Here is a 21,418-nt window from a genome sequence, read left to right as displayed (position 1 = left end):
ACGTCCCGCCGGCCTTCAGGCTGTTTCACGAGACGCGCCAGCGGATCGTGAAACAGCCTCTCGGCCGTAACGGGGGTTCCAGGGGGTCGCCCCCCTGGGCCAACACAGCAAACGGGGGTTCCAGGGGGTCGCCCCCCTGGGTAAACACAGTGCCCCTGGTCGGACTCGAACCGACACAATGGCTCTTTTAGGGAGCCTGCCTCTGCCATTGGGCTACAGGGGCGGCGTCATCATATCGAGTCAGGGGCTGACAGAGGCCAGTCCTTTCACGGGGTTGCGGCCGACGGCCGGGTCCGGCCAGTTCGACAGGGCCAGTCAAGAAGGGCCGTGGAGGCGGCGGGTCGCGGCGGCCGGGCCGTGTTACCCCGTTTCACCTCGGCGGACGGCGATCAGACCGCCACGTTCTCCGTCGTCTTACCGGCGGCGAGTTCGAATTCCTGACGCGGCCGTTCCAGCTCGGCGAGCGAGACGATTTCCCGGCGGAAGAAGAACGCCAGCGTCCAGTCCATGGTGATGCGGAACTTGCGGTTGACGGTCGGCATCCGCGACAGGTGGTAGGTGCGGTGCATGAACCACGCGGGGAGGCCGCGGAGCTGGAGTCCGTAGACGTTCGCGACGCCCTTGTGCAGGCCGAGGCTCGCCACCGAGCCGACGTAGGCGTGCTTGTAGGGCTTGCGGGGCTTGCCGCGCACGTCCGCCGCGACGTTGTCGCCGAGCCGCTTGGCCTGGCGGACGGCGTGCTGCGCGTTGGGGGCGGTGAATTCGCCCTTGCCGCTGAGGTCGGGGACGGCGGCGTTGTCGCCGGCCGTGTACACGTGCTCCAGCCCCTCGACGGTGAGTTCGGCGGTGGCCTTCAGGCGTCCCTTGTCGTCGACCGGGAGGTCGGTCTCCTTGAGGAGGGGGTGCGGTTTGACGCCGGCCGTCCAGACGAGCGTGCCGGCCTCGAACTCCTCGCCGTCGCTCAGCACGATGTGCCGTTTCACCGCGGATTTCAGCAGCGTCTTCATTTTGACCTCGATGCCGCGGGCGCGCAGCGCCTCGGCCGTCCAGCGGCCCATCTCGGGGCCCACCTCCGGCAGGATCCGATCGGTGGCCTCGACCATCACCCAGCGCATCTCGCGCGGGTCGATGGTGGGGTACCACCGGCACGCGTCCCGCGCCATGTCCTCCAGTTCGGCCATGGCCTCCACCCCCGCGAATCCGGCACCGACGAACACGAAGGTCAGCGCCCGCTTCCTGACCTGCTCGTCGTCGGGGTTGGCGGCGGCGATGTCGAGCTGGTGCAGCACGTGGTTGCGCATGAAGATCGCCTCTTCGACGGTCTTGAAGCCGATCCCGGATTCGGCGAGCCCCGGGATGGGCAGGGTGCGCGAGATGGAGCCGAGCGCGACGACGAGCATGTCGTAGGGGATGTCGCGTTCGGCGACGCCGTCGGTCCGCGTGCCGGCCGGGCAGAGGGTGACCCGCTTGGCGGCGTGGTCGATCCGCGTCACGAAGCCGTTCACGATCCGGCAGCGGTTCAGGACCTTGCGCAGCGGTGCGACGACGTGCCGGGGCTCCAGGTTCCCGGCGGCGGCCTCCGGGAGGAACGGCTGGTAGGTCATGTAGGACTGGGGGTCGATGACGGTGACGGCGACCTCGCCCCGGCGCAGCTCCCTGCGGAGCCGCCGCTGCAGGCGCAGCGCCGTGTACATGCCGACGTACCCGCCGCCGACGATCAGGATCCGCGTCGTGGACCCCCCGCCGCGCGCCGCGGTCCCCGCCGGGCCGCTCGGCCGAACTGTTGTGGAAGACATGTCGGGAGCGATACCCGCATGCCCGGCGCGCGAACTTCACCGGCCCGTCCGGCATCTCACCCGATGTACCGCCCGAAAGGCGGCGGGCCAGGGCCGGACGGGGGCGCCAAGCGGCCGCGGGCGGTGACCGGGACGGGGGCCGGTCACCGCTTCCGGACCGCTTGGCCAAGGCCCTGCCCCGCCGTCGGATCGCTCGCGGGGGCGCGCGGCAGGGCGCGCCGCCCGGAGCCGGGCTAGCGGTAGTCGCGGGCGCGGGTGAGGACGGTGTCCAGCATCTCTTCGGTGACTCGGCCGGTGAAGGTGTTCTGCTGGCTCGGGTGGTAGCAGCCGAGCAGCAGGACCGGGTCGCGCCGCGTCACCGCGGGCGGCGGTGCCAGCTCGGCCTCCGCGCCGTGGCCGAACTTCGGCCGCGGGCGCGGCACCTCGTAGCCCGCCTGCTTGAGCGCCGGCCACACGCCCTGCCAGGCGAAACCGCCGAGGCACACGATGCAGCGGACGCTCGGCGCGACCATCTCGACCTCGCGGGCCAGCCACGGCAGGCAGGTGGTGCGCTCCAGCGGCGTCGGCTTGTTGTCGGGCGGCGCGCAGCGGACGGTCGCCGCCATCCGCGCGCCGATGAGCCGCTGCCCGTCGCCCGCGTGGACGCTGGTCGGCTGCGACGCGAGCCCCACCCGGTGCAGGGACGCGAACAGCCAGTCGCCCGACCGGTCGCCGGTGAAGATGCGCCCGGTGCGGTTGCCGCCGTGCGCGGCCGGCGCCAGCCCGACGATGAGGACGCGCGGCTCCGGGTCGCCCCAGCCGGCGATGGGCCGCCCCCAGTACTCCTCGTCGGCGAACGCGCGGCGCCGCTGGACGGCGACCTTCTCCCGCCACTCCACGAGCCGGTCGCAGGCGCGGCACACCGACTGGCGGGCGCACAGCTCGGCCAGGTCGGGGGCCTTCGCGGCCAGCTCGACGACCTCGCCGGTGCCGTGCGCGACGGGGGTGTCCGGGGCGGCGGGGTCCTCCGGCCATCCGGAACCGGGCGGCACGAACGGGGCGTTGGCGGTCGGCATACCATCGATCGTCCCACGCCGTGCCGGGTCGCACGGCGGTGGCCGGGTTCCGCCGGTGGCGGGTGCGGAGCGGGCCCGGTCGGTACGATGCGTTCGCCGGTCGGGGAGGCGGGTGTCCGGCACTGCCATTGGGCGAAAGCGGGAGGCGGGAGTGTCGAAACCGGGCTGGTACCCCGACCCCTACGGCACCGGGAGCCTGCGCTGGTGGGACGGCCGGACCTGGACCGAGCGCCTCAACCCCGAGCCGGACCGCCCGCCCCGGCTGCGCCCGCCCGCCCGCACCGAGGTCGCCGAGCCGCACGCCGCCCCGCACGTCCAGCGGCCGAGCTGGGAGCACGCCCCGTCCGACCGGGCGCTCGCCGCGGTCGTGCGCGGCCTGCAGCTGCACGCCGACGAGCGGGCCGTCGCGTACGGGAACGCGTCGTTCCCGTGGCCGCGGGTGGAGTGGGTGGCGTACTGGGCGGCCGAGCGCCCGGCCGGTTCCGGCCACCGGCCCTGCACGCAGTGGATCTTCCAGGTGGGCCGGTTCCCGTTCCGCGGCGGCCCGCGCGTCGAGGTGGTGATCGAGCCGGACGCACTGCCGGGCCGCGACGGCGAGCCCGAGCAGGTCTGGGGCCGGCTGATCCAGCTGTGCCAGGAGCACTGCGAGCGGCGGCTGGTCGCCGAGCTGGCCGGCCGGGTCCGGGCCGGCGACTCGGTGGACGTGGCGCAGGGCCTGACCGTCCACCCGGGCGGGGTGCGCGGCAACCGGGTGTCGCTGAGCTGGTCGTCGATCTCCGGCGCGGTCGTCGACCGGGGCCGGGTCTGGATCCAGCAGGCCGCCGGCGGCTCCCCGATCCTCTACGTCCCGCAGCAGAACCCGAACGCGGTGCTGATCCCCGCGCTGCTGGCGCAGCTCAAACGGTAGCGCCCGGCGCGCCTGCTCACCGCGGCACCTCTCACAGCAGCGACCAGGCGATGCCGTCCAGGATGTCGTGCTCGCTGACGACGACGGCGCCGAACCCGTACTCGCGCATGATCCGGTCGAGGATCAGCGCGCCCGCGCCGATCACGTCGACGCGCCCCGGGTGCATGACGCCGAACCCGGCGCGCTCGGCCCGGGTGGCGTGCAGCAGCCGGCGCGTCACCTCGTGCACCTGGGTGGCGGTGATGCGCGACAGGTGGATCCGGGACGCGTCGTACTCCGGCAGGTCGAGCGCGATCCCGGCGACCGTGGTGACGGACCCGGCGAGGCCGACGAGCGTGCGCGCCTCGTCCACCGGGACCCGCTCCCGGACGGCGGCGAGCGCGGCGTCGATGTCGGCGGCGGCGTTGGAGATCTGCTCGGGCGAGGGCGGGTCGTCCTTCAGGTGCCGCTCGGTCATCCGCACGCAGCCGATGTCGATCGAGCGGGACGCGTCGGCCGACGAGCTGCCGAGCACGAACTCGGTGGACCCGCCGCCGATGTCGACGACCAGGTAGGGGCGGGCGGGGCGCAGCTCGGCCAGCTCGCGGGTGGCGCCGAGGAAGGACAGCTCGGCCTCCTCGTCCCCGCTGATCACCTCGGGGACGACGCCGAAGATGTCGACGACGCCGCTGACGAAGTCGGCCCGGTTCGCCGCGTCGCGGGTGGCGCTGGTCGCGACCACCCGGGTCTTGATGGGGCCGTGCCCGGCGCGGTTGCCGTGCCGGTCGATCAGCTCGGCGTAGCCGCGCATCGCGGTGAACGTCCGCTCCAGCGCGGCGGGCGAGAGCCGGCCGGTCTCGTCGACGCCCTCGCCGAGCCGGACGATCTCCATCCGGCGCTCGACGTCGGTGAGCCGCCCGCCGTCCTCGCCCGGCACGATGTCGGCGATGAGCAGCCGGACGGAGTTCGTCCCGCAGTCGATGGCCGCGACCCGTGTCACGCGTCCTCCCCCGGTTCGGTCCCGTCGCCCGGCTGGGCCGCCGGCACGTCGACGCAGGGCCCGGACCGCCACCAGTCGGGCAGCGCGTCGAGGGCCTCCCGGCCGAACGGGTTCGCCCCCGGCACCGCGAGCTCGTGCGCGACCAGGGCGTGCAGGCACTTGACGCGGTCGGGCATGCCGCCCGCGCTCTGCATGCCGGCGGGCAGCGGCTCGACGCCCTCCTCGCGGGTGGCCTCGTCCCTGCGGCGCAGATAGTCCTCGTGGGCGGCGGCGTAGGCGTCCTTGAGGGACGGGTCGTCCGCGAGCCTGGCCTGCATGTCCCGCATGATGCCGCTGCCCTCCAGGGTGCCGATGGCCGAGGCGGCCTTCGGGCAGGTCAGGTAGAACAGCGTGGGAAAGGGCGTCCCGTCGGGCAGCCGGGGCGCGGTCTCGATCACCGCGGGCCGCCCGCACGGGCAGCGCGCCGCCACCGCGCGCACGCCGCGCGGCTCGCGTCCTAGCTGGGCCGCGACGGCGGCCGTGTCACCTGCTTCGATCATCTGTCCCCACCCGCGAAATCAGCGCGGCCGGTCGGCGGCCTCCACCGAACGCCACAGCGTCTCGTACCAGGGCGGCTTGCGCGCCGGTCCGCCCCGCTGCGCCTGCCGGCCCTCCGCACCGCTGCCGTCTAGCACGATGTAGCACTTTACGTCAGGACGGCAGTAATGGAGCCTTCGCGTGGCCTCACGCTCAATGTACGACTTATCACCCAGTTGTTGCTTGCGCAGGGCGAGCTGCTCCACCTGCCGGCGCGCCACCGCCTCCTGCTGCCGCAGGTCGGCGATCTCCTTGCGCTGGGCGATGTACTCCCGGACGGGGTAGGCGAGGCTCAGCGCGATCGCGCACATCACGACCGCGAGGATGGCGGCGCGGCTGGTCAGCGCCGGGTTGCCGCGGCGCCCGCCGGCGCGGTCGCCGGTGTCGCCGTCCGCGGCGCCGTCCCCGGCCGCGCGGCCGCCCTTGCGGCCGGTCCGGTCGTCATCGTCCGCCATCGTGTCCCCTGCCTCCGGCTCGGCCGCCCGGGGCCCGGCGGGACGCGGTCGCGCCCGCCGGGGCCCGGGCCTCGGCTCAACCCCGCGCGTCGAAGCGCGGGAACGCGGCGGCGCCGGCGTAGCGCGCGGCGTCGTCCAGCAGCTCCTCGATGCGCAGCAGCTGGTTGTACTTGGCGACGCGGTCGCTGCGGGCCGGGGCGCCGGTCTTGATCTGGCCGCAGTTGGTCGCGACGGCGAGGTCGGCGATCGTGGTGTCCTCGGTCTCGCCGGACCGGTGGCTCATCATGCACTTGTAGCCGCTGGTCTGCGCGAGCGAGACGGCGTCGAGGGTCTCGCTGAGCGTGCCGATCTGGTTGACCTTGACCAGCAGGGCGTTGGCGGCGCCGGACTTGATGCCGCGGCCGAGCCGCTCGGGGTTGGTGACGAACAGGTCGTCGCCGACGAGCTGGACGCGGTCGCCGACGGCGGCGGTGAGGCCCTCCCAGCCGGCCCAGTCCTCCTCGTCGAGCGGGTCCTCGATGGAGACGAGCGGGTAGCTGCTCAGCAGCTCGCCGTAGTAGGCGGCCATGTCGTCGGCGGACCGCTTGGTGCCCTCGAACGCGTACTGGCCGTCGGCGTGGAACTCGCTGGCGGCGACGTCGAGCGCGAGCGCGATGTCGCGGCCGGGGGTGAAGCCGGCCTTGCGGATCGCCTCCAGGATGAGGTCGAGGGCGTCCCGGTTGCTCGGCAGGTCGGGGGCGAAGCCGCCCTCGTCGCCGAGGCCGGTGTTCAGGCCCTTGGACTTCAGCACCGACTTCAGCGCGTGGTAGGTCTCGGCGCCCCAGCGCAGCGCCTCGGCGAAGGTGGCCGCGCCGATCGGCGCGATCATGAACTCCTGGACGTCGACGTTGGTGTCGGCGTGCGCGCCGCCGTTCAGGATGTTCATCATCGGGACGGGCAGCAGGTGCGCGTTCGGGCCGCCCACGTAGCGGAACAGCGGCAGGCCGGCGGAGTCGGCGGCGGCCTTGGCGACGGCGAGGCTGACCCCGAGGATCGCGTTGGCGCCGAGCGCGGACTTGGCGGGGGTGCCGTCCAGGTCGACCAGGAGCTGGTCGATCAGCCGCTGGTCGGACGCCGGGTAGCCGACGAGCTTCTCGTCGATGGTCTCGTTGACGGCCTTGACCGCGTTGCGGACGCCCTTGCCGCCGTAGCGCTCCCCGCCGTCGCGCAGCTCCACGGCCTCGAACTGGCCGGTGGAGGCGCCGCTCGGCACGGCGGCGTGCGCCTCGGTCCCATCGGCGAGCAGGACCTCGACCTCGACGGTCGGATTGCCGCGGGAGTCAAGGATCTCCCGGGCGAGTACGGCCTCGATCGACGACACGGGGAACCCCCTGAGGAAAAAGCGGATGGTCGGTGCGGTCACCGAGCCTATCCGCGCGGCCCCCGCGCCGACCAACGGGCTCGCCGTTCGCATAGAGGACAGCCGTGACGAAACCGTTCCTGAACGGGGGCTTGACGCGGGACTTGCCCGGACTATCTACTATTCAGGTCTATCCGACTTGATTGATAGGGAAACAAGGCAATGCTTCGAGGACTCACCGGGCGCATCACCGCGGCGGCACTGGCCGCCCTGGTCACGGCGGGCGCGCTCGGCGCCTGCGGCGACGGCGGGGGGACCGGCGACGGCGGCGGGTCCGGGGCTCCGCTCAGGCTCGGGTACTTCCCGAACATCACGCACGCCACCGCCCTCGTCGGCGTCGAGAAGGGCATCTTCGCCAAGCACCTCGGCACCGCGCCGAAGACGGCGACGTTCAACGCCGGCCCCGCCGCCGTGGAGGCGCTGTTCTCCGGCGCGATCGACGCGACGTTCGTGGGTCCCAACCCGTCCATCAACGCCTGGTCGAAGTCGCACGGCAAGGCCGTCCACATCATCTCCGGGGCGGCGTCGGGCGGCGTCTCCCTCGTGGTCAAGCCGGGCATCAAGGGCGTCCAGGACCTGCGCGGCAAGCGCATCGCGACCCCGCAGCTCGGCAACACCCAGGACGTCGCGCTCCGCTACTGGCTCAAGCAGAACGGCCTCACCGCGAACAAGGACGGCAGCGGTGACGTGAAGGTCGTCCCGCAGGAGAACGCGCAGACGCTCCAGACGTTCGCGCAGGGCGACATCGACGGCGCCTGGGTGCCCGAGCCGTACGCGTCCCGGCTGCTCCTGGAGAGCAAGGGCGAGCGGCTGCTGGACGAGAAGTCGCTGTGGCCGGGCGGCAAGTTCGTCATCACCAACCTCCTCGTCAGCCAGGAGTACGCGAAGAAGAACCCGGAGCAGGTCAAGAAGCTGCTCCAGGGCGTCGTCGAGGCGACCGACTACATCAACCAGAACAAGGCGGACGCGGAGAAGGTCACCAACGACGCGCTCACGAAGCTGAGCGGCAAGCCGCTCAAGCCGGACGTGCTGGCCGCGGCGTTCAAGGAGATCGACTTCACCGTCGACCCGGTCGCGTCCTCGCTCACCGCCGGCGCCCGGCACGCCGAGGAGATCGGGCTGCTGGAGAAGACCGACCTCGCCGGCATCTACGACCTCGCGCCGCTCAACGAGGTGCTCAAGGCGGGCGGGAAGCCGCAGGTGGGCGACCGATGAGCGGGACGGCGGCGGTCCGCCTCGACGGCGTCTCCAAGGCGTTCGGCGGCGGCCGGTCGGCGCTGCTCGCGCTCGACCGGGTCTCCCTGGACGTGGCACCGGGCGAGTTCACCTGCCTGCTCGGCGCGTCCGGCTGCGGGAAGAGCACGCTGCTCAACCTGGTCGCGGACCTGGAAGAGCCCAGCGGCGGGACGATCGACACCGCGGGCGCCCGCGTCGCGCTGATGTTCCAGGAGCCCGCGCTGTTCCCGTGGCTGACCGTGACGGGCAACCTCGAACTCGCGCTCAAGATGCGCGGCGTGCCCCGCGCGGAGCGGCGCGGGCGGGCGGCGGAGCTGCTCGACTCGGTGCACCTCGGCGGCTTCGCGAAGAAGCGCCCGCACCAGCTGTCCGGCGGCATGCGGCAGCGCGTCGCGCTCGCCCGCGCGCTGTCGCTCACCGAGGGCGCGGGCGGCGGGGACGGCGAGGCCGCGGACGGGCGGCGGACCGTCCTGCTGATGGACGAGCCGTTCGGCGCGCTCGACGCCATGACCCGCGACCTCCTGCACGACGAGGTCGAGCGGATCTGGCGCGAGCGGAACCTGACCGTGCTGTTCGTGACCCACAACGTGCGGGAGGCGGTGCGGCTCGGCGACCGGGTCGTGCTGCTCAGCAGCCGGCCCGGCCGGGTGGTGGAGGAGTTCCCCGTCCCGATGGGCCGGCCCCGGCGGATCGACTCGCCGGAGGTCGCCGCGCTGGCGGCCGCCATCACCGACCGGCTGCGCGAGGAGGTCGTCCGGCATGGCGCATGAGGTGCTGAAGAAGGGCGGCCCGGGGGACGGCGGGCCGGCGTCCCGCCGCGAGCGGGAGCTGGCCGGGCTCGACGCCCTGGAGCTCGGCGGCGGGACGCGGGTCCGGCTCGCCCGGCGGGCCTGGTCGGCGGCGTGGCCGATGGCCGCGGCCGTGCTCATCGCGCTCGCCGCCTGGCAGGCGGTGGTGTGGAGCGGCTGGAAGGACCCGTGGGTCCTGCCCGGCCCGCGCGACACGCTCCCGGTGTTCTGGGACCAGGTCACGAGCGGCCGGTTCTGGGAGGCGGTCGCGCTGACGATGCGCCGCGCCCTGGTCGGGTTCGCGCTCGCCGTCGCCGCCGGGGTGCTGACCGGCGTACTGGTGGCGCGGTTCCGGGTGCTGCGGCGCGCGTTCGGGTCGCTGATCACGGGCCTGCAGACGATGCCGTCGATCGCGTGGTTCCCGCTCGCCATCCTGCTGTTCCGGCTGAGCGAGAGCGCGATCCTGTTCGTGGTGATCCTGGGCGCGGCGCCGTCGATCGCCAACGGGCTGATCGCGGGCGTCGACTACACCCCGCCGATCCTGCTGCGCGCGGGCCGGGTGATGGGGCTGCGCGGCGTCCTGCTGTACCGGCACCTGATCATGCCGGCGTCGCTGCCGGCGTTCGTGGCCGGGCTGAAGCAGGGCTGGGCGTTCGCCTGGCGCAGCCTGATGGCGGGCGAGCTGCTGGTCATCATCGGCGACACGACGTCGCTCGGCGTGCTGCTGTCGCAGGCCAGGGAGCTGAACAACACCGCCGACATGATCTCCTACATGCTGGTGATCCTGATCATCGGGATCGTGATCGACCAGCTGTTCGGGATCGCGGACGGCGCCGTCAGGCGGCGCTGGGGCGTGGACGCGGCATGACCGGGTTTTACCCGTCCGCCGCGGTGGCGTTTGCCCCGTTCCGGCAAGAAATCCCGGGTACCAGCAGGAACGTACCCGGGAGGTCGCCATACGCTTCCGGCTTCCCCGGCCGTCCGCGGGACTGAGCCACTGGATCTGGCGGGCCGTCCTGCGGCGTCCGGAGATCCGGATCCGGGTGACGCTGGCGGCCGCGCTGGTCGCGCTGGTGCTGTCGGGGGTGCTGTGCGCGGTGCTGCTGACGCTGCTCAGGCAGCAGGCGCGCGCGGACACGATCCACGACCTGGCCCGCGACGGGCGCCGGGTGGCGACCGCGCTCAACATCGGCACGCTGCACCGCCCGATCCTGGCGCCCGGCGGCGAGCTGCTGCAGGTCACCGACCTGCGGCACCGGGTGGTCGCGGCGTCGCCCCGGATGGCCGGCCGGGCGCCGGTGCGGCTGCCGCCCCTCCCGCCGAACGACGACCGCCGCGACGCCCGCAGGTGCGGGCTCGACGCGCCCGGCGGGCACTGCTTCCTCATCGTCGAGTACCAGGTCGGGGTCGGGCCGTCGGCGAAGCTCGTCTACTCGCTGGCCCCCGAGCCGGGGCTGTTCCCGCAGCCGCTGGCGGCGGCGCTGCTCGGGCTCAGCGTCCCGGTCATCACCTGCCTCGTCGGCTACGCGACGTGGCTGTCGGCGAACCGGACGCTGCGGCCGGTCGACGCGATCCGCCGGGAGCTGGACGAGATCACCGCCACCGACCTGGAGCGCCGGGTGCCGGTGCCGGCCCGCCGCGACGAGGTGGGGCTGCTCGCCGAGAGCGTCAACGCGACCCTCGACCGGCTGGAGCAGGCGGTCGCCCGGCAGCGGGGGTTCGTCTCCGACGTGTCGCACGAGCTGCGCAGCCCCCTCACCGCGCTGCGGATGGAGGTCGAGCTGGCGCTGACGGCGCCGGAGGACGCCGACGTGCCGGAGACGCTGCGGGCCGTCCTGGAGAACACCGAGCGGCTGTCGGCGGTGGTGGACGACCTGCTGGCGCTGGCGCGGCTGGAGGCCGACCGCAACTTCCCGCGCGAGGCGGTGGACCTGACGGAGCTGGCCGACGAGGAGGTCCTGCGCCGCCCGCGGCGGACGCAGGTGACCGTCCTGTCGGAGGGCTCGGTGACGGTGGAGGGGGGGCGCAGCGAGCTGGCGCGGCTGCTGACGAACCTGCTGGACAACGCCGACCGGCACGCGGCGTCGGAGGTGACGATGATCCTGCGCGCGGAGCTGCCCGCGACGGCCGTCGTCGAGGTGATCGACGACGGTCCGGGCGTCCCGCCGGAGGACCGGGAGCGGGTGTTCGAGCGGTTCACCCGGCTGGCCGAGGGCCGGCACCGCGACGCGGGCGGCACCGGCCTCGGCCTCGCGATCTCCCGGGACATCGCGGTCGCGCACCAGGGGTCGCTGATCCTCACCGACCGCCTGGACGGCCGCAGCGGCGCCCGGTTCGTCCTGCGCCTCCCCCGCCGGTGACCCGGCGGGGGCGCACCGCCTCGGCGGCGGTGTCAGGCGAGGTCGGCGGCGGTGACGGAGACCTCGACGCCGGGCGCGGGCTCGACGCCCATCGCGCGGGCGAGCTTGCGGAACCTGCCCGCGTCGGCCGCGCGGCCGCGCCGCTCCAGCGTGCGGGCGAGCGCCTCGTGGGCCCAGCCGTTGCAGGGGTCGAGGTCCACGAGCCGGCGGAAGACGGACTCGGCGCGGCCGAGCTGCGCGCTGTGGAAGTAGGCGCGGCCGAGCAGCTCGACGGCGGCGCGGTTGCCGGGATCGCCCTCGACGATCGGGGCGAGCAGGCGCGCGGCGCCGGCGTAGTCCTTGGCGTCGAAGAACAGCGTGGCGCGCTCGAACTCCTCGTAGACGGTCATCCCGGCCTCCCCTCGGTTGCGTGATACAACCCCGCTAACCGGGAGCACCCCGCGTTTGTTCCCGCGGGTTCACGGCCGGGCTCACGGGGGTTCGCGGGCCGGGTCGCGGCCGGGCTCAGCGGAGGCCGAGCGAGTCGCGGAGGCGTTCGCGCTCGTTCTCCAGCAGCTCGATCTGCCCCTCCAGCTCCTCCCGCTGGGCGAGGTACTGCCCGGAGTCGACGAAGTCGCCGGCGTCGGCGGGCGGCGCCGGCAGGTCGGCGCGGAGCCGGGCGAGCGACTCCTCGACCTGGCCGAGCCGTTCGCGCAGCTCCTCCTCGGACTGGTTCATCTGGTCCTCCCGTCGTCGGGCCGCCCGCGCGGGCGGCCCCTGCATGCACCTCTGCATGCCCGCCTCCCGCCGGTATGCACGCCGTCCCGCCGTGAGACGCCGATCACGGCCGGGCGCGGTCCCGGTCAGATGCGGATCACGGTCTTGCCGCGGGCGCCGCCGGCCCGGTTGGCGGCCAGCGCGTCGGCGGCCTCGGCGAACGGCGCCTCCCGCTCGATCCGGACGCGCAGCTCCCCCGCGTCGATGAGGTCGGACAGCCGGTCCAGCAGCTCCGCCGACGGCGCGACCTCGAAGTTGATGCCGCGCAGCTCCCGCGCCGCCATCGCGTCCGGGTTCACCGCCCAGACGGTGCTCAGGTAGGTGCCGCCGGGACGCAGCAGCTGCGCGAGGTGCTCGACCGCGGTCGTGTCGCTCGCCATGTCGAGGATCGCGTCGACCCCGCCCGAGTGGACGGCCAGCACCTGCCCGTTGAGGTCGCCCTTGGAGTGGTCGACGGTCTCGTCCGCGCCGAGGCGCCGGATCGTGCCCGCCATGTCGTCGCGGGCGGTCGCGATCACCTTGGCGCCCGCGCGGGCGGCGAGCTGCACCGCGCTCTGCCCGGTGCCGCCGGTCGCGCCCACGACCAGCACGGTCTGCCCGGCGTCGACGCGCGCCCGGTCGACCATGGCGAGTGCGCTCATGCTCGCGATCGGCACCGCCGCCGCCTGCGTGTAGATCATGCCCTCCGGCATCTTCGCGACCGGCCCGTCGTCGCGGGCGATCGCGTACTCGGCGTAGCTGCCGAGGCCGCGCTCGGGCGCGCCGAAGATCCCGTAGACCTGCTCCCCGTGCCGCAGCCGGGTCACGCCGTCGCCGACCGCGTCCACCACGCCCGCGCCGTCCTGGCCGAGGATCAGCGGGAACGACGCGTCGACGGAGTCCTTGAGCAGCCCGTCGGCGATCTTCCAGTCCATCGGATTGAGCCCGGCCGCGATCAGCTTCACCAGGATCTCGCCCGGCCCCGGCTCGGGGCGCGGCAGATTCATCGGCGCCGGCGTGGCACCGTACTCGGACACGGCGATGGCTCGCATGACGATCGTCCCCCCGATCGGATCCCGCGGGGGCCCGGACGCCCCCGCCCGAGCTCTACCCGATCATCGCGACGATCACACGGACCCGCAGGTCGGAAGGGTCGCAGGCGGGCGTCGCCTGGGTCAGGGCGACGGCGGCCGGGCCGGGTCGCCCGGCAGCGGCGGGATCGTCGCCGGCGGGCGCGGCGGCAGCGGGCCGTCCGGCCCCTCCGGGTCTCCGGGCTGCTCGGGCCGGTCCGGGCCGCGGCTGGCGCGCAGCGTGATGGTCGTGCCGGGCTCGGCCGGGCCGGGGGCGGGCGACATCTCGGCCACCGTCCCCTTCGGGTACTGGTCGGACGCCACCTGCGCGCCGATGTTGGTCGTGAAGCCCGCCGCGCGGAGCTTGGCGACGGCGTCCTTCAGCTTCATCCCGCGCACGTCCGGCACCTTCACCCGGTCCTCGCCGGACCCCTTGCTGAAGTAGTGCGACGGCGGCCGGTGGAACGACGACGGCGCGGTGTCGCGCAGCGCCCCGCTCATGCTCTGCTGCCAGATCGGCGCGGGGATCGTCGCCCCGAACACGGCGCCGTAGCACCGCCCGTCCATGCAAAGGTTCCCCATCGGGTGCCGGTAGCCACCGCGCGGGTCGCCGACCCAGACGGCCGACGCGAGGTCCGGGGTGTACCCGGCGAACCATGCGGCGGAGAAGTCGTCGACGGTGCCGGTCTTGCCGGCGGCGGGCCGGCCGAGGCCCATGCCCCGCGCCGTGCCCTTGGTGAGGACGCCCTGCAGCACGTAGTTGACGGCGTCGGCGACGTCCTCGTCCAGCACCTGCTCGCAGTCGCGCGGCGGCACCTTCAGCCGGTGGCCCGCGGCGTCCTTGACGGACTTGATCGCGATCGGCTTGCAGTACTCGCCGCGCGCGCCGAACGCGGCGTAGGCGGCGGCGAGCCGCAGCGGGGAGACGGGGTTGAAGCCGAGCGTGAAGGCCGGGTACTGCTCCAGCGGCTTGCCGTTCGCCTGCTTCATCCCGAGCCGCTCGGCCATCCGGACGGTGTCGCAGAGCCCGACCTCCTTCTCCAGCGCGAGGAAGAAGGTGTTGACCGAGTGGTGCGTGCCGGTGACGAGGCTGAACTGCCTGCCGCCCTCGCCGTCGGCGGCGTTGCGCAGCGAGGCGTTCGGGTCGCCGACCCGGTCGCCGTCGCAGTTGCGGAAGCCGACCGGGGTGTAGGCGCGCGGCGCCATCAGCCGGGTGCCGAACGGCATGCCCTCGTCCAGCGCGGCGGCGAGCGTGAACGCCTTGAACGTCGACCCGGCCTGCATGCCGATGCTGGAGCCGTGGCTGGCGTCGGCGGCGAAGTTGATCCAGGTCTTGCCGCGCTCCTTGTCGGGGCCGAGGGCGCGGTCGACGACCATCGCCTTGATCTCGCCGGTGCCCGGCTCGACCATCGCCTCGGCGGCGGCCTTGTGCGCGGAGTTCTTCGGCGGGACGTGCCGGTCCACCGCGCGCTGCGCGGCCTTCTGCGCCCGCGGGTCCATGGTGGTGCGGATCGTGAGGCCGCCGCGCTTGAGCAGCTTCTCCCGGTCCTTGGGGGTCTTCCCGAACACCGGGTTCGTGAGGATCTCGCGCTGCACGTAGTCGCAGAAGAACGGCGCCTTGCTGGACACGCAGCCGCTGCGGATGTTGTCGATCTTCAGCCCGATGGGGCGGCGCTTGGCCTCGGCGGCCTTGGCGGCGTCGATCCAGCCGAGCGCGGCCATCCGGTCCAGGACGGTGTCGCGGCGCCGCCGGGCCTCGCCGGGATGCCGGGTCGGGTCGTAGGCGTAGGGGTAGCGGATGATCCCGGCGAGCAGGGCCGCCTCGGGGAGGTCCAGCTGGGACGCGTGCTTGGAGAAGTAGTGCCGGGACGCGGCCTCGATGCCGTACGCGCCGTCGCCGTAGTAGGCGATGTTGAGGTAGCGGCGCAGGATCTCGTCCTTGCTGAACTTCTCCTCCACCGCCACCGCGTACCGCAGTTCGCGGACCTTGCGGGCGGTGGTGACCTCCTTGGCCGCCTCCCGCTCCTCGTCGTTGTCGGCCTGGGTGAGCAGGAGGTTCTTCACGTACTGCTGGGTGATGCCGGAGCCGCCCTGCGTCACCTGCCCGCTGCTGAGGTTGCTGGCGAGCGCCCGCAGCGTGCCCTGCAGGTCGATGGCGCCGTGCTCGTAGAAGCGGCTGTCCTCGATGGCGAGCACCGCCGTGCGCGCGACCGGCGCGATCTTGTTGAGCGGGACGTCCACCCGGTTCTGGTAGAAGAACGTCGCGATCTTGGAGCCGTCGGCGGCGAGGATCGTGGACCGCTGCGGGACGCCGGACGTCGTCAGGTTCACCGGGTCGCTGTCGAACCAGCGTGCCGTGTCGCGGGCCCCGACGCCCGCCGTGCACGCGGTGGGCAGCAGCATCAGCGCGACGAGCACCCCGGCGAGGCCGCCGAGCGCGCCCAGCCCGCGCAGCGCGCGGAGCTTCTCGGCGCGTGTCGTGGACGCGGTGAGGATCCGGTGCGCGCGGGGGCGCGGCGGAGCCGGGAGACCGCTTCCCGCATCGCGATTCCCTGGGTCACCATCCGCCCCGGTCGGCACGCGCCTAGAGTAAACGCGCCTTCGCGGACGGACCACCCCAATGCCGATGTTCCGCCATAATCCCGACGATCTTCGCCTGTGTGATCCGGGCTCCCCCCGTGGATCAGGCGCGCTACCGCCGTCGCTCCCACGCTTGGACACGTTCGCGGAATACCCGGGAAACGGCGCGCAACTCCGCTTCGGGATCGGCTCCCCGCTCCACCGCCTCGCCGACGAGGGCGAAAAGCCGCGAACCCAGGTCATTCTCCCCGGCCGCGTCGTCCCCCGCCTCGGAAAGGCCGGCGGCGAGGTCGGCCGGAGCCTCCATGCGCGCCGCACGGCGCCGCAACTGCGCCGCCAGCGACAGCGCGGGCTGCCCCATCGGCACCCCGTCCAGCGCGGACGCCTCCGCGCCGCTCTTCGCCGCCCGCTCGGCCGCCTTGATCTGCTCCCAGTTCGCGTTGACCTCGTCGGCGCCGGAGACGGTCACGTCCCCGAACACGTGCGGATGGCGGCGGACCAGCTTCTCCACGATCGCGGCGGCGACGTCGTCGATGGTGAACGCCGTCTCGTCGTCGCGCTCGGCGGCCACCACCGAGTGGAACGCCACCTGCATCAGCACGTCGCCGAGCTCCTCGCGGAGCGCGCCGTAGTCGCCCGACTCGATCGTGTCGAGGACCTCGTACGCCTCCTCCAGCAGGTACGGGACGAGCGTGGTGTGCGTCTGCTTGCGGTCCCACGGGCATTCGCGGCGCAGCGTGTCCATGACCGAGACCAGGTCGAGCAGCCGCGCGCCGGGCAGGTCGTAGGAGCCGTGCAGCACCTCGACGTCCAGCGGGTCGTTGACGACGAGCGTCCCGACCTCGCGCATCAGGTCCTCGTCGCCCTCCGGGGCGGCGACCCACACGACGTCGGCGGCCCGCGCGTCCGCGACCAGCCGCGCCGCGTCGGGCTCCGCGGCGGTCTCCACCGCGACCCCGGCGTCGCGCAGCGACGGCAGCAGCGGATGCCCGTCGCGCAGCCGGACGGCGCCCGCCGAGCGGAGCGCGTCCCACGCCCGCCAGGTCAGCAGCCCCGGCGCGACCCGGTGCGTGGTGGCCAGCAGTGTCAGCGCCATGCGCCTCAGATACCCGAGTCGGGGCTGGACAGCCGGTAGGTGATCGGGGCGATCTCGAACTTGCCCGGGTCGTAGGTGCCGTAGCGGGGGTTGACCTCGACGTGCATGCCGTTCGCGGTCTGCTGGAACAGCTCGTTCCACCGCCGGCCGGCCTGCTGCGTCGCCGGGCTCAGCTGGTTGCCCATGTCCGCGCCGAACCGCTGCATGACCGCCGCCTGCGTCGCCACGAGGCGCGCGAGGTCGCGGGTGTGCGCGCGGGGCAGCCCGCTCGCCAGCGTGATCGAGGCGGCGCCGCCGCGCCCGTCCAGCGCCTGGACCGCCGTGTCCACCTGGCCGTCGGTGACCTTCACCCCGGCCCGCTCGGCGACCTCGCCGGCGACCCGGAAGTTGATCAGCAGGGTGAGCGCGCCCTGCAGGTCGGACTCGGACTCGCCGGCGAGCTGCTGCCCCGGGTTCGCGGGGTTGGCGCGCAGCTCGTTGGCCGCCGGGTCCGCGCGGAACTGGGTGCGCCAGTCGCGGACGGTCTGGCTGAGCTCGGTGACGGTGATGCGGTCGTCGCCGACGAGGGCGGCGGTGCCGACCTTCGGGGAGCCGCCGCAGCCGGCCAGCGCGCCGGCCGCCAGCGCGACCGCCACCGCCGCCTTCACGGACTTACCAGGCACGGAATCCTCGTCTCGTCATGGATCATCTGGTCGGGGCGGGCCCAGGCTACCGCTTGGCGGCGGTGGACGCCGGTTCCAGGAACAGCGCCTCGACCAGGTCGGTCGCCCACTTCAGCAGCTCCTGGTCGCGCAGCGGCCGGCCGCCGAGCGGCGCCGTCTTCGGCATCGGCACCAGCAGCGTGTCGGTCGCGGGCTTCAGGATGCTCTTCGGGTACAGCCGCTGGAGCCTGACCTGCCGGGAGTCGGGCAGGTCCACCGGCGTGAACTTCACGAAGTTGCCCTGGAGCGTGACGTCGCTCAGCCCCGCCCGGCGCGCCTTCGCCCGGAACCGCGCCACCTCCAGCAGGTTCAGCACCGGGACGGGCAGCGGGCCGAACCGGTCCTTCAGCTCGTCGTGCACGGCGCCGATCTCGTCGTCGGAGGTGATCGCGGCGATGCGGCGGTAGGCGTCCAGGCGGAGCCGCTCCCCCGGCACGTACTCGTGCGGCAGGTGCGCGTCGACGGGCAGCTCGACCTTCGTCTCCACGGCCTCGGCCGCGCGGGTGCCGCCCTCCTTCAGGTCCCGGACGGCCTCCCCGACCATCCGGACGTACAGGTCGAACCCGACCCCGGCCACGTGCCCGGACTGCTCCGCGCCGAGGATGTTGCCCGCGCCGCGGATCTCCAGGTCCTTCATCGCGACGTACATGCCCGCGCCGACCTCGGTGTGCTGCGCCAGCGTCGCGAGCCGCTCGTGCGCGGTCTCCGTCAGCGGCTGCTCCGGCTGGTACAGGAAGTAGGCGTACGCGCGCTCCCGGCCGCGCCCGACGCGCCCGCGCAGCTGGTGCAGCTGCGACAGCCCGTACATGTCGGCGCGGTCGACGATGAGGGTGTTGGCGTTCGGCACGTCCAGCCCGGACTCGACGATCGTGGTCGCGACGAGGACGTCGTAGTTCTTCTCCCAGAAGTCGACCATGACCTTCTCGAGCTCGTTCTCGTTCATCTGCCCGTGCGCGACCGCGACCCGCGCCTCCGGGACGAGCCGCGCCAGGTTCGCCGCGACCTTGTTGATCGACCGGACCCGGTTGTGCACGAAGAACACCTGGCCCTCGCGCAGCAGCTCGCGGCGGATCGCGGCGGCGATCTGCTTCTCCTCGTACGGGCCGACGAACGTCAGCACCGGGTGCCGCTCCTCCGGCGGGGTGAGGATCGTCGACATCTCCCGGATGCCGGTCAGCCCCATCTCCAGCGTGCGCGGGATCGGCGTCGCGGACATGGCGAGCACGTCCACCTGCGTGCGGAGCCGCTTCAGCTCCTCCTTGTGCTCGACGCCGAACCGCTGCTCCTCGTCGATGATGACGAGGCCGAGGTTCTTGAACCGGGTCTGCGACGACAGGATGCGGTGCGTGCCGACGACGACGTCCACGGTGCCGTCGGACAGGCCGCGCAGCGTCTCCTCGATCTCCTTGTCGGTCTGGAACCGGCTGATCGGCTTCACCACGACGGGGAACGCCGCGAACCGCTCGCTGAACGTCGACATGTGCTGCTGCACCAGCAGCGTCGTCGGGACGAGCACCGCGACCTGCCGGCCGTCCTGCACCGCCTTGAACGCCGCCCGCACCGCGATCTCGGTCTTGCCGTAGCCGACGTCGCCGCAGATCAGCCGGTCCATCGGGACGGGCTTCTCCATGTCGCCCTTGACCTCGTCGATGGCGGCGAGCTGGTCGGGCGTCTCGTTGTAGGGGAACGCGTCCTCCAGCTCGCGCTGCCAGGGCGTGTCCGGCGCGAACGGGTGGCCGGGGCTCGCCATCCGCGCCGAGTACAGCCGGATCAGCTCCCCGGCGATCTGCTTGACCGCCTTGCGGGCGCGGGACTTGGCCTTCTGCCAGTCGGCGCCGCCGAGCCGGTGCAGGCTCGGCGCCTCGCCGCCGACGTAGCGGGTCAGCTCCTCCAGCTGGTCGGTCGGGACGAACAGCCGGTCGCCCTTGGCGTACTCCAGGATCAGGTACTCGCGGGTGGCGCCCTGCACCGTCCGGCTGACCATCTCCACGTACCGGCCGACGCCGTGCTGCTCGTGCACGACGTAGTCGCCCGGCTTGAGCTGCAGCGGGTCGATGCCGCCGCGCCGCCGCGACGGCATGCGCCGCGCGTCCTTGGTGGACGACTTCTGCCCGGACAGGTCGGTCTCGGTCAGCACCGCGAGCTTGACCGACTCCCAGACGAAGCCGTTCTCCAGCAGGCCCGTCGCCACGGTCACCACCGACGGCTCGGGCGGCGCCGCGACGTCGGCGCGCCGCGCGCCGATGCCCTCCTCGCCGACGAGCTGGACGAGCCGCTCGGCGGGCCCGTGCCCGGCGGTGACCATCACGACGCGCCAGCCGCCGTCGATCCAGCCCTTCAGGTCGCCGACGACGCGGGACGTGTCGCCCCGGTACGCCTCGGCCGGCACCGCGCCCAGGCTCAGCGCGTCACCCGCGTCATTCAGGGGGGACGACCCCCCTGAACCCCCCGCGCTCGCTTCGCTCGCCGTGAGTGGATTGAGCGCCGTCACGCTCCAGCGCGGCAGCCCCAGCTCGGTGCTGTGCTCGCGGACCTCCTCCAGCGAGCGGAACGCGGCGGCGCCGAGGTCGATCGGCGCCTCTCCCCCGGCGGCGGCGTTGACCCAGCTCGCCTCCAGGAACTCCTGGCTCGTGCGGACCAGCTCCACCGACCGGGTCCGGATCCGCTCCGGCTCGCACACCAGCAGCGCCGACCCGTCCGGCAGCAGATCGGTGAGCAGCTCCATCCGCTCGGCGAGGACGGGCGAGAACGCCTCCATGCCCTCGACGGTGTCGCCGTCGGCGATCCGGCCGAGGATCTCCGCCAGCGCCGGGTGCTCCTCGGCGAGCAGCTTCGCCCGCTCGCGCACCTGCTCGGTCAGCGGCAGCTCGCGGCACGGCGGCGCCCACAGCCCGCCCTGCGCGACCTCCAGCGACCGCTGGTCGGCGGCCTTGAAGTAGCGGATCTCCTCGACGGTGTCGCCCCAGAACTCCACCCGCAGCGGGTGCTCCTCGGTCGGCGGGAACACGTCCAGGATCCCGCCGCGCACCGCGATCTCGCCGCGCTTCTCCACCAGGTCGACGCGGTGGTACCCGGCCTCCACCAGGTTGCGGACGGCCTCGTCCATGTCGGCGTCGGCGCCGGAGACGAGCCGCACCGGCTCCAGGTCGGCGAGCCCGGCCACGATCGGCTGCAGGACGGCGCGGACCGGCGTCACGACGACGTCCAGCGCGCCGCCCTTCGCCGTCCCGTCCTGGGCCTCCTCCTCGGTGGGCGGGCCGCCGGCGTCCGGGTGCACGAGGCGGCGCAGCACCGCGAGCCGCTGCCCGACGGTGTCCGAGCGCGGCGACAGCTTCTCGTGCGGCAGTGTCTCCCACGCCGGGAAGTGCGCGACCCGCGCCGGGTCGATCAGGCTGGACAGCGCGGCGGTCAGGTCCTCGGCCTCGCGCCCGGTCGCGGTCACCGCGAGCACCGTGCCGCCGCCGTTGCCGCCACCGTCGCCGCCCTCGCGGAGCGCGCGGCTCAGCGCGGCGGCGAGGACCGGCCAGAGCGCGCCCGGCGCCACGACCTCCTGGTCGGCGCGCGCCCGCCGCAGGGCCCGCTGCAGCCCGGAGTCGGTACACGCAAGGTCAACAAGTCCAGAAAGCGTCATCTTCGCCCGCACATTCGCCGAATAACCCCGAGGCAGGGCAGCCCGAAAAGCCGG

The 21,418-nt window shown here is 73.5% G+C and carries 18 protein-coding genes and 1 tRNA gene; 5 read left to right on the top strand and 14 right to left on the bottom strand.

Annotated features, from left to right (window positions below; all coding sequences use genetic code 11):
* Nucleotides 1-150: 150 nt before the first annotated feature.
* The 3 genes from ACGFI1_RS07610 to ACGFI1_RS07600 all read right to left on the bottom strand — a co-directional run bounded on the left by ACGFI1_RS07610 (nt 151) and on the right by ACGFI1_RS07600 (nt 2,851).
* A tRNA-Leu gene (locus ACGFI1_RS07610) sits at nt 151-223 on the bottom strand.
* 166 nt (nt 224-389) lie between these two features.
* Nucleotides 390-1,796, bottom strand: a complete 1,407-nt coding sequence (locus tag ACGFI1_RS07605) for an NAD(P)/FAD-dependent oxidoreductase (protein WP_392732979.1) — start codon at nt 1,794-1,796, stop codon at nt 390-392.
* Between the two features lie 233 nt (nt 1,797-2,029).
* Entirely contained in the window at nt 2,030-2,851 is an 822-nt protein-coding gene (locus tag ACGFI1_RS07600; RefSeq protein ID WP_301178183.1) for a uracil-DNA glycosylase, read from the bottom strand.
* A 151-nt stretch (nt 2,852-3,002) separates the two neighbouring features.
* Between ACGFI1_RS07600 and ACGFI1_RS07595 the strand changes: the two genes are divergently transcribed.
* The gene (locus tag ACGFI1_RS07595; RefSeq protein ID WP_386872736.1) at nt 3,003-3,758 is read left to right on the top strand and encodes a DUF2510 domain-containing protein; all 756 of its coding nucleotides are present in this window, start codon (nt 3,003-3,005) and stop codon (nt 3,756-3,758) included.
* A gap of 31 nt (nt 3,759-3,789) precedes the next feature.
* Here ACGFI1_RS07595 and ACGFI1_RS07590 read toward each other — a convergent pair whose 3' ends face one another.
* The 4 genes from ACGFI1_RS07590 to eno all read right to left on the bottom strand — a co-directional run bounded on the left by ACGFI1_RS07590 (nt 3,790) and on the right by eno (nt 7,128).
* Complete coding sequence (locus ACGFI1_RS07590) at nt 3,790-4,737, bottom strand: Ppx/GppA phosphatase family protein (protein ID WP_301178185.1); 948 nt, start codon at nt 4,735-4,737, stop codon at nt 3,790-3,792.
* A complete protein-coding gene (locus tag ACGFI1_RS07585) occupies nt 4,734-5,276 on the bottom strand; it encodes a DUF501 domain-containing protein (RefSeq protein ID WP_301178186.1) in 543 nt (180 codons plus the stop codon). The genes ACGFI1_RS07590 and ACGFI1_RS07585 overlap by 4 nt, the downstream gene beginning before the upstream one ends.
* 18 nt (nt 5,277-5,294) lie before the next feature.
* Complete coding sequence (locus tag ACGFI1_RS07580) at nt 5,295-5,768, bottom strand: FtsB family cell division protein (protein WP_138634062.1); 474 nt, start codon at nt 5,766-5,768, stop codon at nt 5,295-5,297.
* A gap of 76 nt (nt 5,769-5,844) precedes the next feature.
* Nucleotides 5,845-7,128 (bottom strand): phosphopyruvate hydratase, encoded by a 1,284-nt coding sequence (gene eno, locus ACGFI1_RS07575; RefSeq protein WP_364549637.1) that lies wholly within the window; start codon nt 7,126-7,128, stop codon nt 5,845-5,847.
* Nucleotides 7,129-7,329: 201 nt separating this feature from the next.
* Between eno and ACGFI1_RS07570 the strand changes: the two genes are divergently transcribed.
* The 4 genes from ACGFI1_RS07570 to ACGFI1_RS07555 all read left to right on the top strand — a co-directional run bounded on the left by ACGFI1_RS07570 (nt 7,330) and on the right by ACGFI1_RS07555 (nt 11,551).
* Nucleotides 7,330-8,382 (top strand): ABC transporter substrate-binding protein, encoded by a 1,053-nt coding sequence (locus ACGFI1_RS07570; RefSeq protein ID WP_386872743.1) that lies wholly within the window; start codon nt 7,330-7,332, stop codon nt 8,380-8,382.
* The gene (locus ACGFI1_RS07565; RefSeq protein ID WP_138634071.1) at nt 8,379-9,173 is read left to right on the top strand and encodes an ABC transporter ATP-binding protein; all 795 of its coding nucleotides are present in this window, start codon (nt 8,379-8,381) and stop codon (nt 9,171-9,173) included. The genes ACGFI1_RS07570 and ACGFI1_RS07565 overlap by 4 nt, the downstream gene beginning before the upstream one ends.
* Nucleotides 9,163-10,059 carry an ABC transporter permease gene (locus ACGFI1_RS07560; RefSeq protein ID WP_138634074.1) on the top strand — a complete coding sequence of 299 codons (897 nt, stop codon included), beginning with the start codon at nt 9,163-9,165 and terminating at the stop codon, nt 10,057-10,059. The genes ACGFI1_RS07565 and ACGFI1_RS07560 overlap by 11 nt, the downstream gene beginning before the upstream one ends.
* A 175-nt stretch (nt 10,060-10,234) precedes the next feature.
* Nucleotides 10,235-11,551, top strand: coding sequence for a sensor histidine kinase (locus tag ACGFI1_RS07555; protein ID WP_240807175.1), 1,317 nt, complete (start codon nt 10,235-10,237; stop codon nt 11,549-11,551).
* 32 nt (nt 11,552-11,583) lie between these two features.
* Here ACGFI1_RS07555 and ACGFI1_RS07550 read toward each other — a convergent pair whose 3' ends face one another.
* The 7 genes from ACGFI1_RS07550 to mfd form a co-directional block, all read right to left on the bottom strand.
* Nucleotides 11,584-11,940, bottom strand: a complete 357-nt coding sequence (locus tag ACGFI1_RS07550; protein ID WP_138634080.1) for a tetratricopeptide repeat protein — start codon at nt 11,938-11,940, stop codon at nt 11,584-11,586.
* A 115-nt stretch (nt 11,941-12,055) separates the two neighbouring features.
* The gene (locus ACGFI1_RS07545; RefSeq protein ID WP_138634083.1) at nt 12,056-12,268 is read right to left on the bottom strand and encodes a hypothetical protein; all 213 of its coding nucleotides are present in this window, start codon (nt 12,266-12,268) and stop codon (nt 12,056-12,058) included.
* Nucleotides 12,269-12,393: 125 nt separating this feature from the next.
* Nucleotides 12,394-13,338, bottom strand: a complete 945-nt coding sequence (locus ACGFI1_RS07540) for an NADP-dependent oxidoreductase (RefSeq protein WP_138634086.1) — start codon at nt 13,336-13,338, stop codon at nt 12,394-12,396.
* A 123-nt stretch (nt 13,339-13,461) separates the two neighbouring features.
* On the bottom strand, nt 13,462-15,936 hold the full coding sequence (locus ACGFI1_RS07535) for a penicillin-binding protein (protein WP_392783976.1): 2,475 nt from the start codon (nt 15,934-15,936) through the stop codon (nt 13,462-13,464).
* A gap of 112 nt (nt 15,937-16,048) precedes the next feature.
* On the bottom strand, nt 16,049-17,032 hold the full coding sequence (locus ACGFI1_RS07530; RefSeq protein WP_392783974.1) for a MazG family protein: 984 nt from the start codon (nt 17,030-17,032) through the stop codon (nt 16,049-16,051).
* A 5-nt stretch (nt 17,033-17,037) separates the two neighbouring features.
* Entirely contained in the window at nt 17,038-17,694 is a 657-nt protein-coding gene (locus ACGFI1_RS07525; protein ID WP_138634093.1) for a hypothetical protein, read from the bottom strand.
* 46 nt (nt 17,695-17,740) lie between these two features.
* Nucleotides 17,741-21,364, bottom strand: a complete 3,624-nt coding sequence (gene mfd / locus ACGFI1_RS07520; protein WP_392783972.1) for a transcription-repair coupling factor — start codon at nt 21,362-21,364, stop codon at nt 17,741-17,743.
* Nucleotides 21,365-21,418: the final 54 nt, after the last annotated feature.

The organism is Actinomadura geliboluensis (assembly GCF_043197915.1).
Lineage (GTDB): Bacteria > Actinomycetota > Actinomycetes > Streptosporangiales > Streptosporangiaceae > Spirillospora > Spirillospora geliboluensis.
This window is presented reverse-complemented; position numbering and strand designations above follow the sequence as displayed.

Excerpts from the sequence above, each read along its gene's own strand:
- ACGFI1_RS07605 (WP_392732979.1), bottom strand. The coding sequence starts at position 1,796 with ATGTCTTCCACAACAGTTCGGCCGAGCGGCCCGGCGGGGACCGCGGCG.
- ACGFI1_RS07600 (WP_301178183.1), bottom strand. The coding sequence starts at position 2,851 with ATGCCGACCGCCAACGCCCCGTTCGTGCCGCCCGGTTCCGGATGGCCG.
- ACGFI1_RS07585 (WP_301178186.1), bottom strand. The coding sequence starts at position 5,276 with ATGATCGAAGCAGGTGACACGGCCGCCGTCGCGGCCCAGCTAGGACGC.
- ACGFI1_RS07580 (WP_138634062.1), bottom strand. The coding sequence starts at position 5,768 with ATGGCGGACGATGACGACCGGACCGGCCGCAAGGGCGGCCGCGCGGCC.
- ACGFI1_RS07570 (WP_386872743.1), top strand. The coding sequence starts at position 7,330 with ATGCTTCGAGGACTCACCGGGCGCATCACCGCGGCGGCACTGGCCGCC.
- ACGFI1_RS07565 (WP_138634071.1), top strand. The coding sequence starts at position 8,379 with ATGAGCGGGACGGCGGCGGTCCGCCTCGACGGCGTCTCCAAGGCGTTC.
- ACGFI1_RS07560 (WP_138634074.1), top strand. The coding sequence starts at position 9,163 with ATGGCGCATGAGGTGCTGAAGAAGGGCGGCCCGGGGGACGGCGGGCCG.
- ACGFI1_RS07550 (WP_138634080.1), bottom strand. The coding sequence starts at position 11,940 with ATGACCGTCTACGAGGAGTTCGAGCGCGCCACGCTGTTCTTCGACGCC.
- ACGFI1_RS07545 (WP_138634083.1), bottom strand. The coding sequence starts at position 12,268 with ATGAACCAGTCCGAGGAGGAGCTGCGCGAACGGCTCGGCCAGGTCGAG.
- ACGFI1_RS07540 (WP_138634086.1), bottom strand. The coding sequence starts at position 13,338 with ATGCGAGCCATCGCCGTGTCCGAGTACGGTGCCACGCCGGCGCCGATG.
- ACGFI1_RS07530 (WP_392783974.1), bottom strand. The coding sequence starts at position 17,032 with ATGGCGCTGACACTGCTGGCCACCACGCACCGGGTCGCGCCGGGGCTG.
- mfd (WP_392783972.1), bottom strand. The coding sequence starts at position 21,364 with ATGACGCTTTCTGGACTTGTTGACCTTGCGTGTACCGACTCCGGGCTG.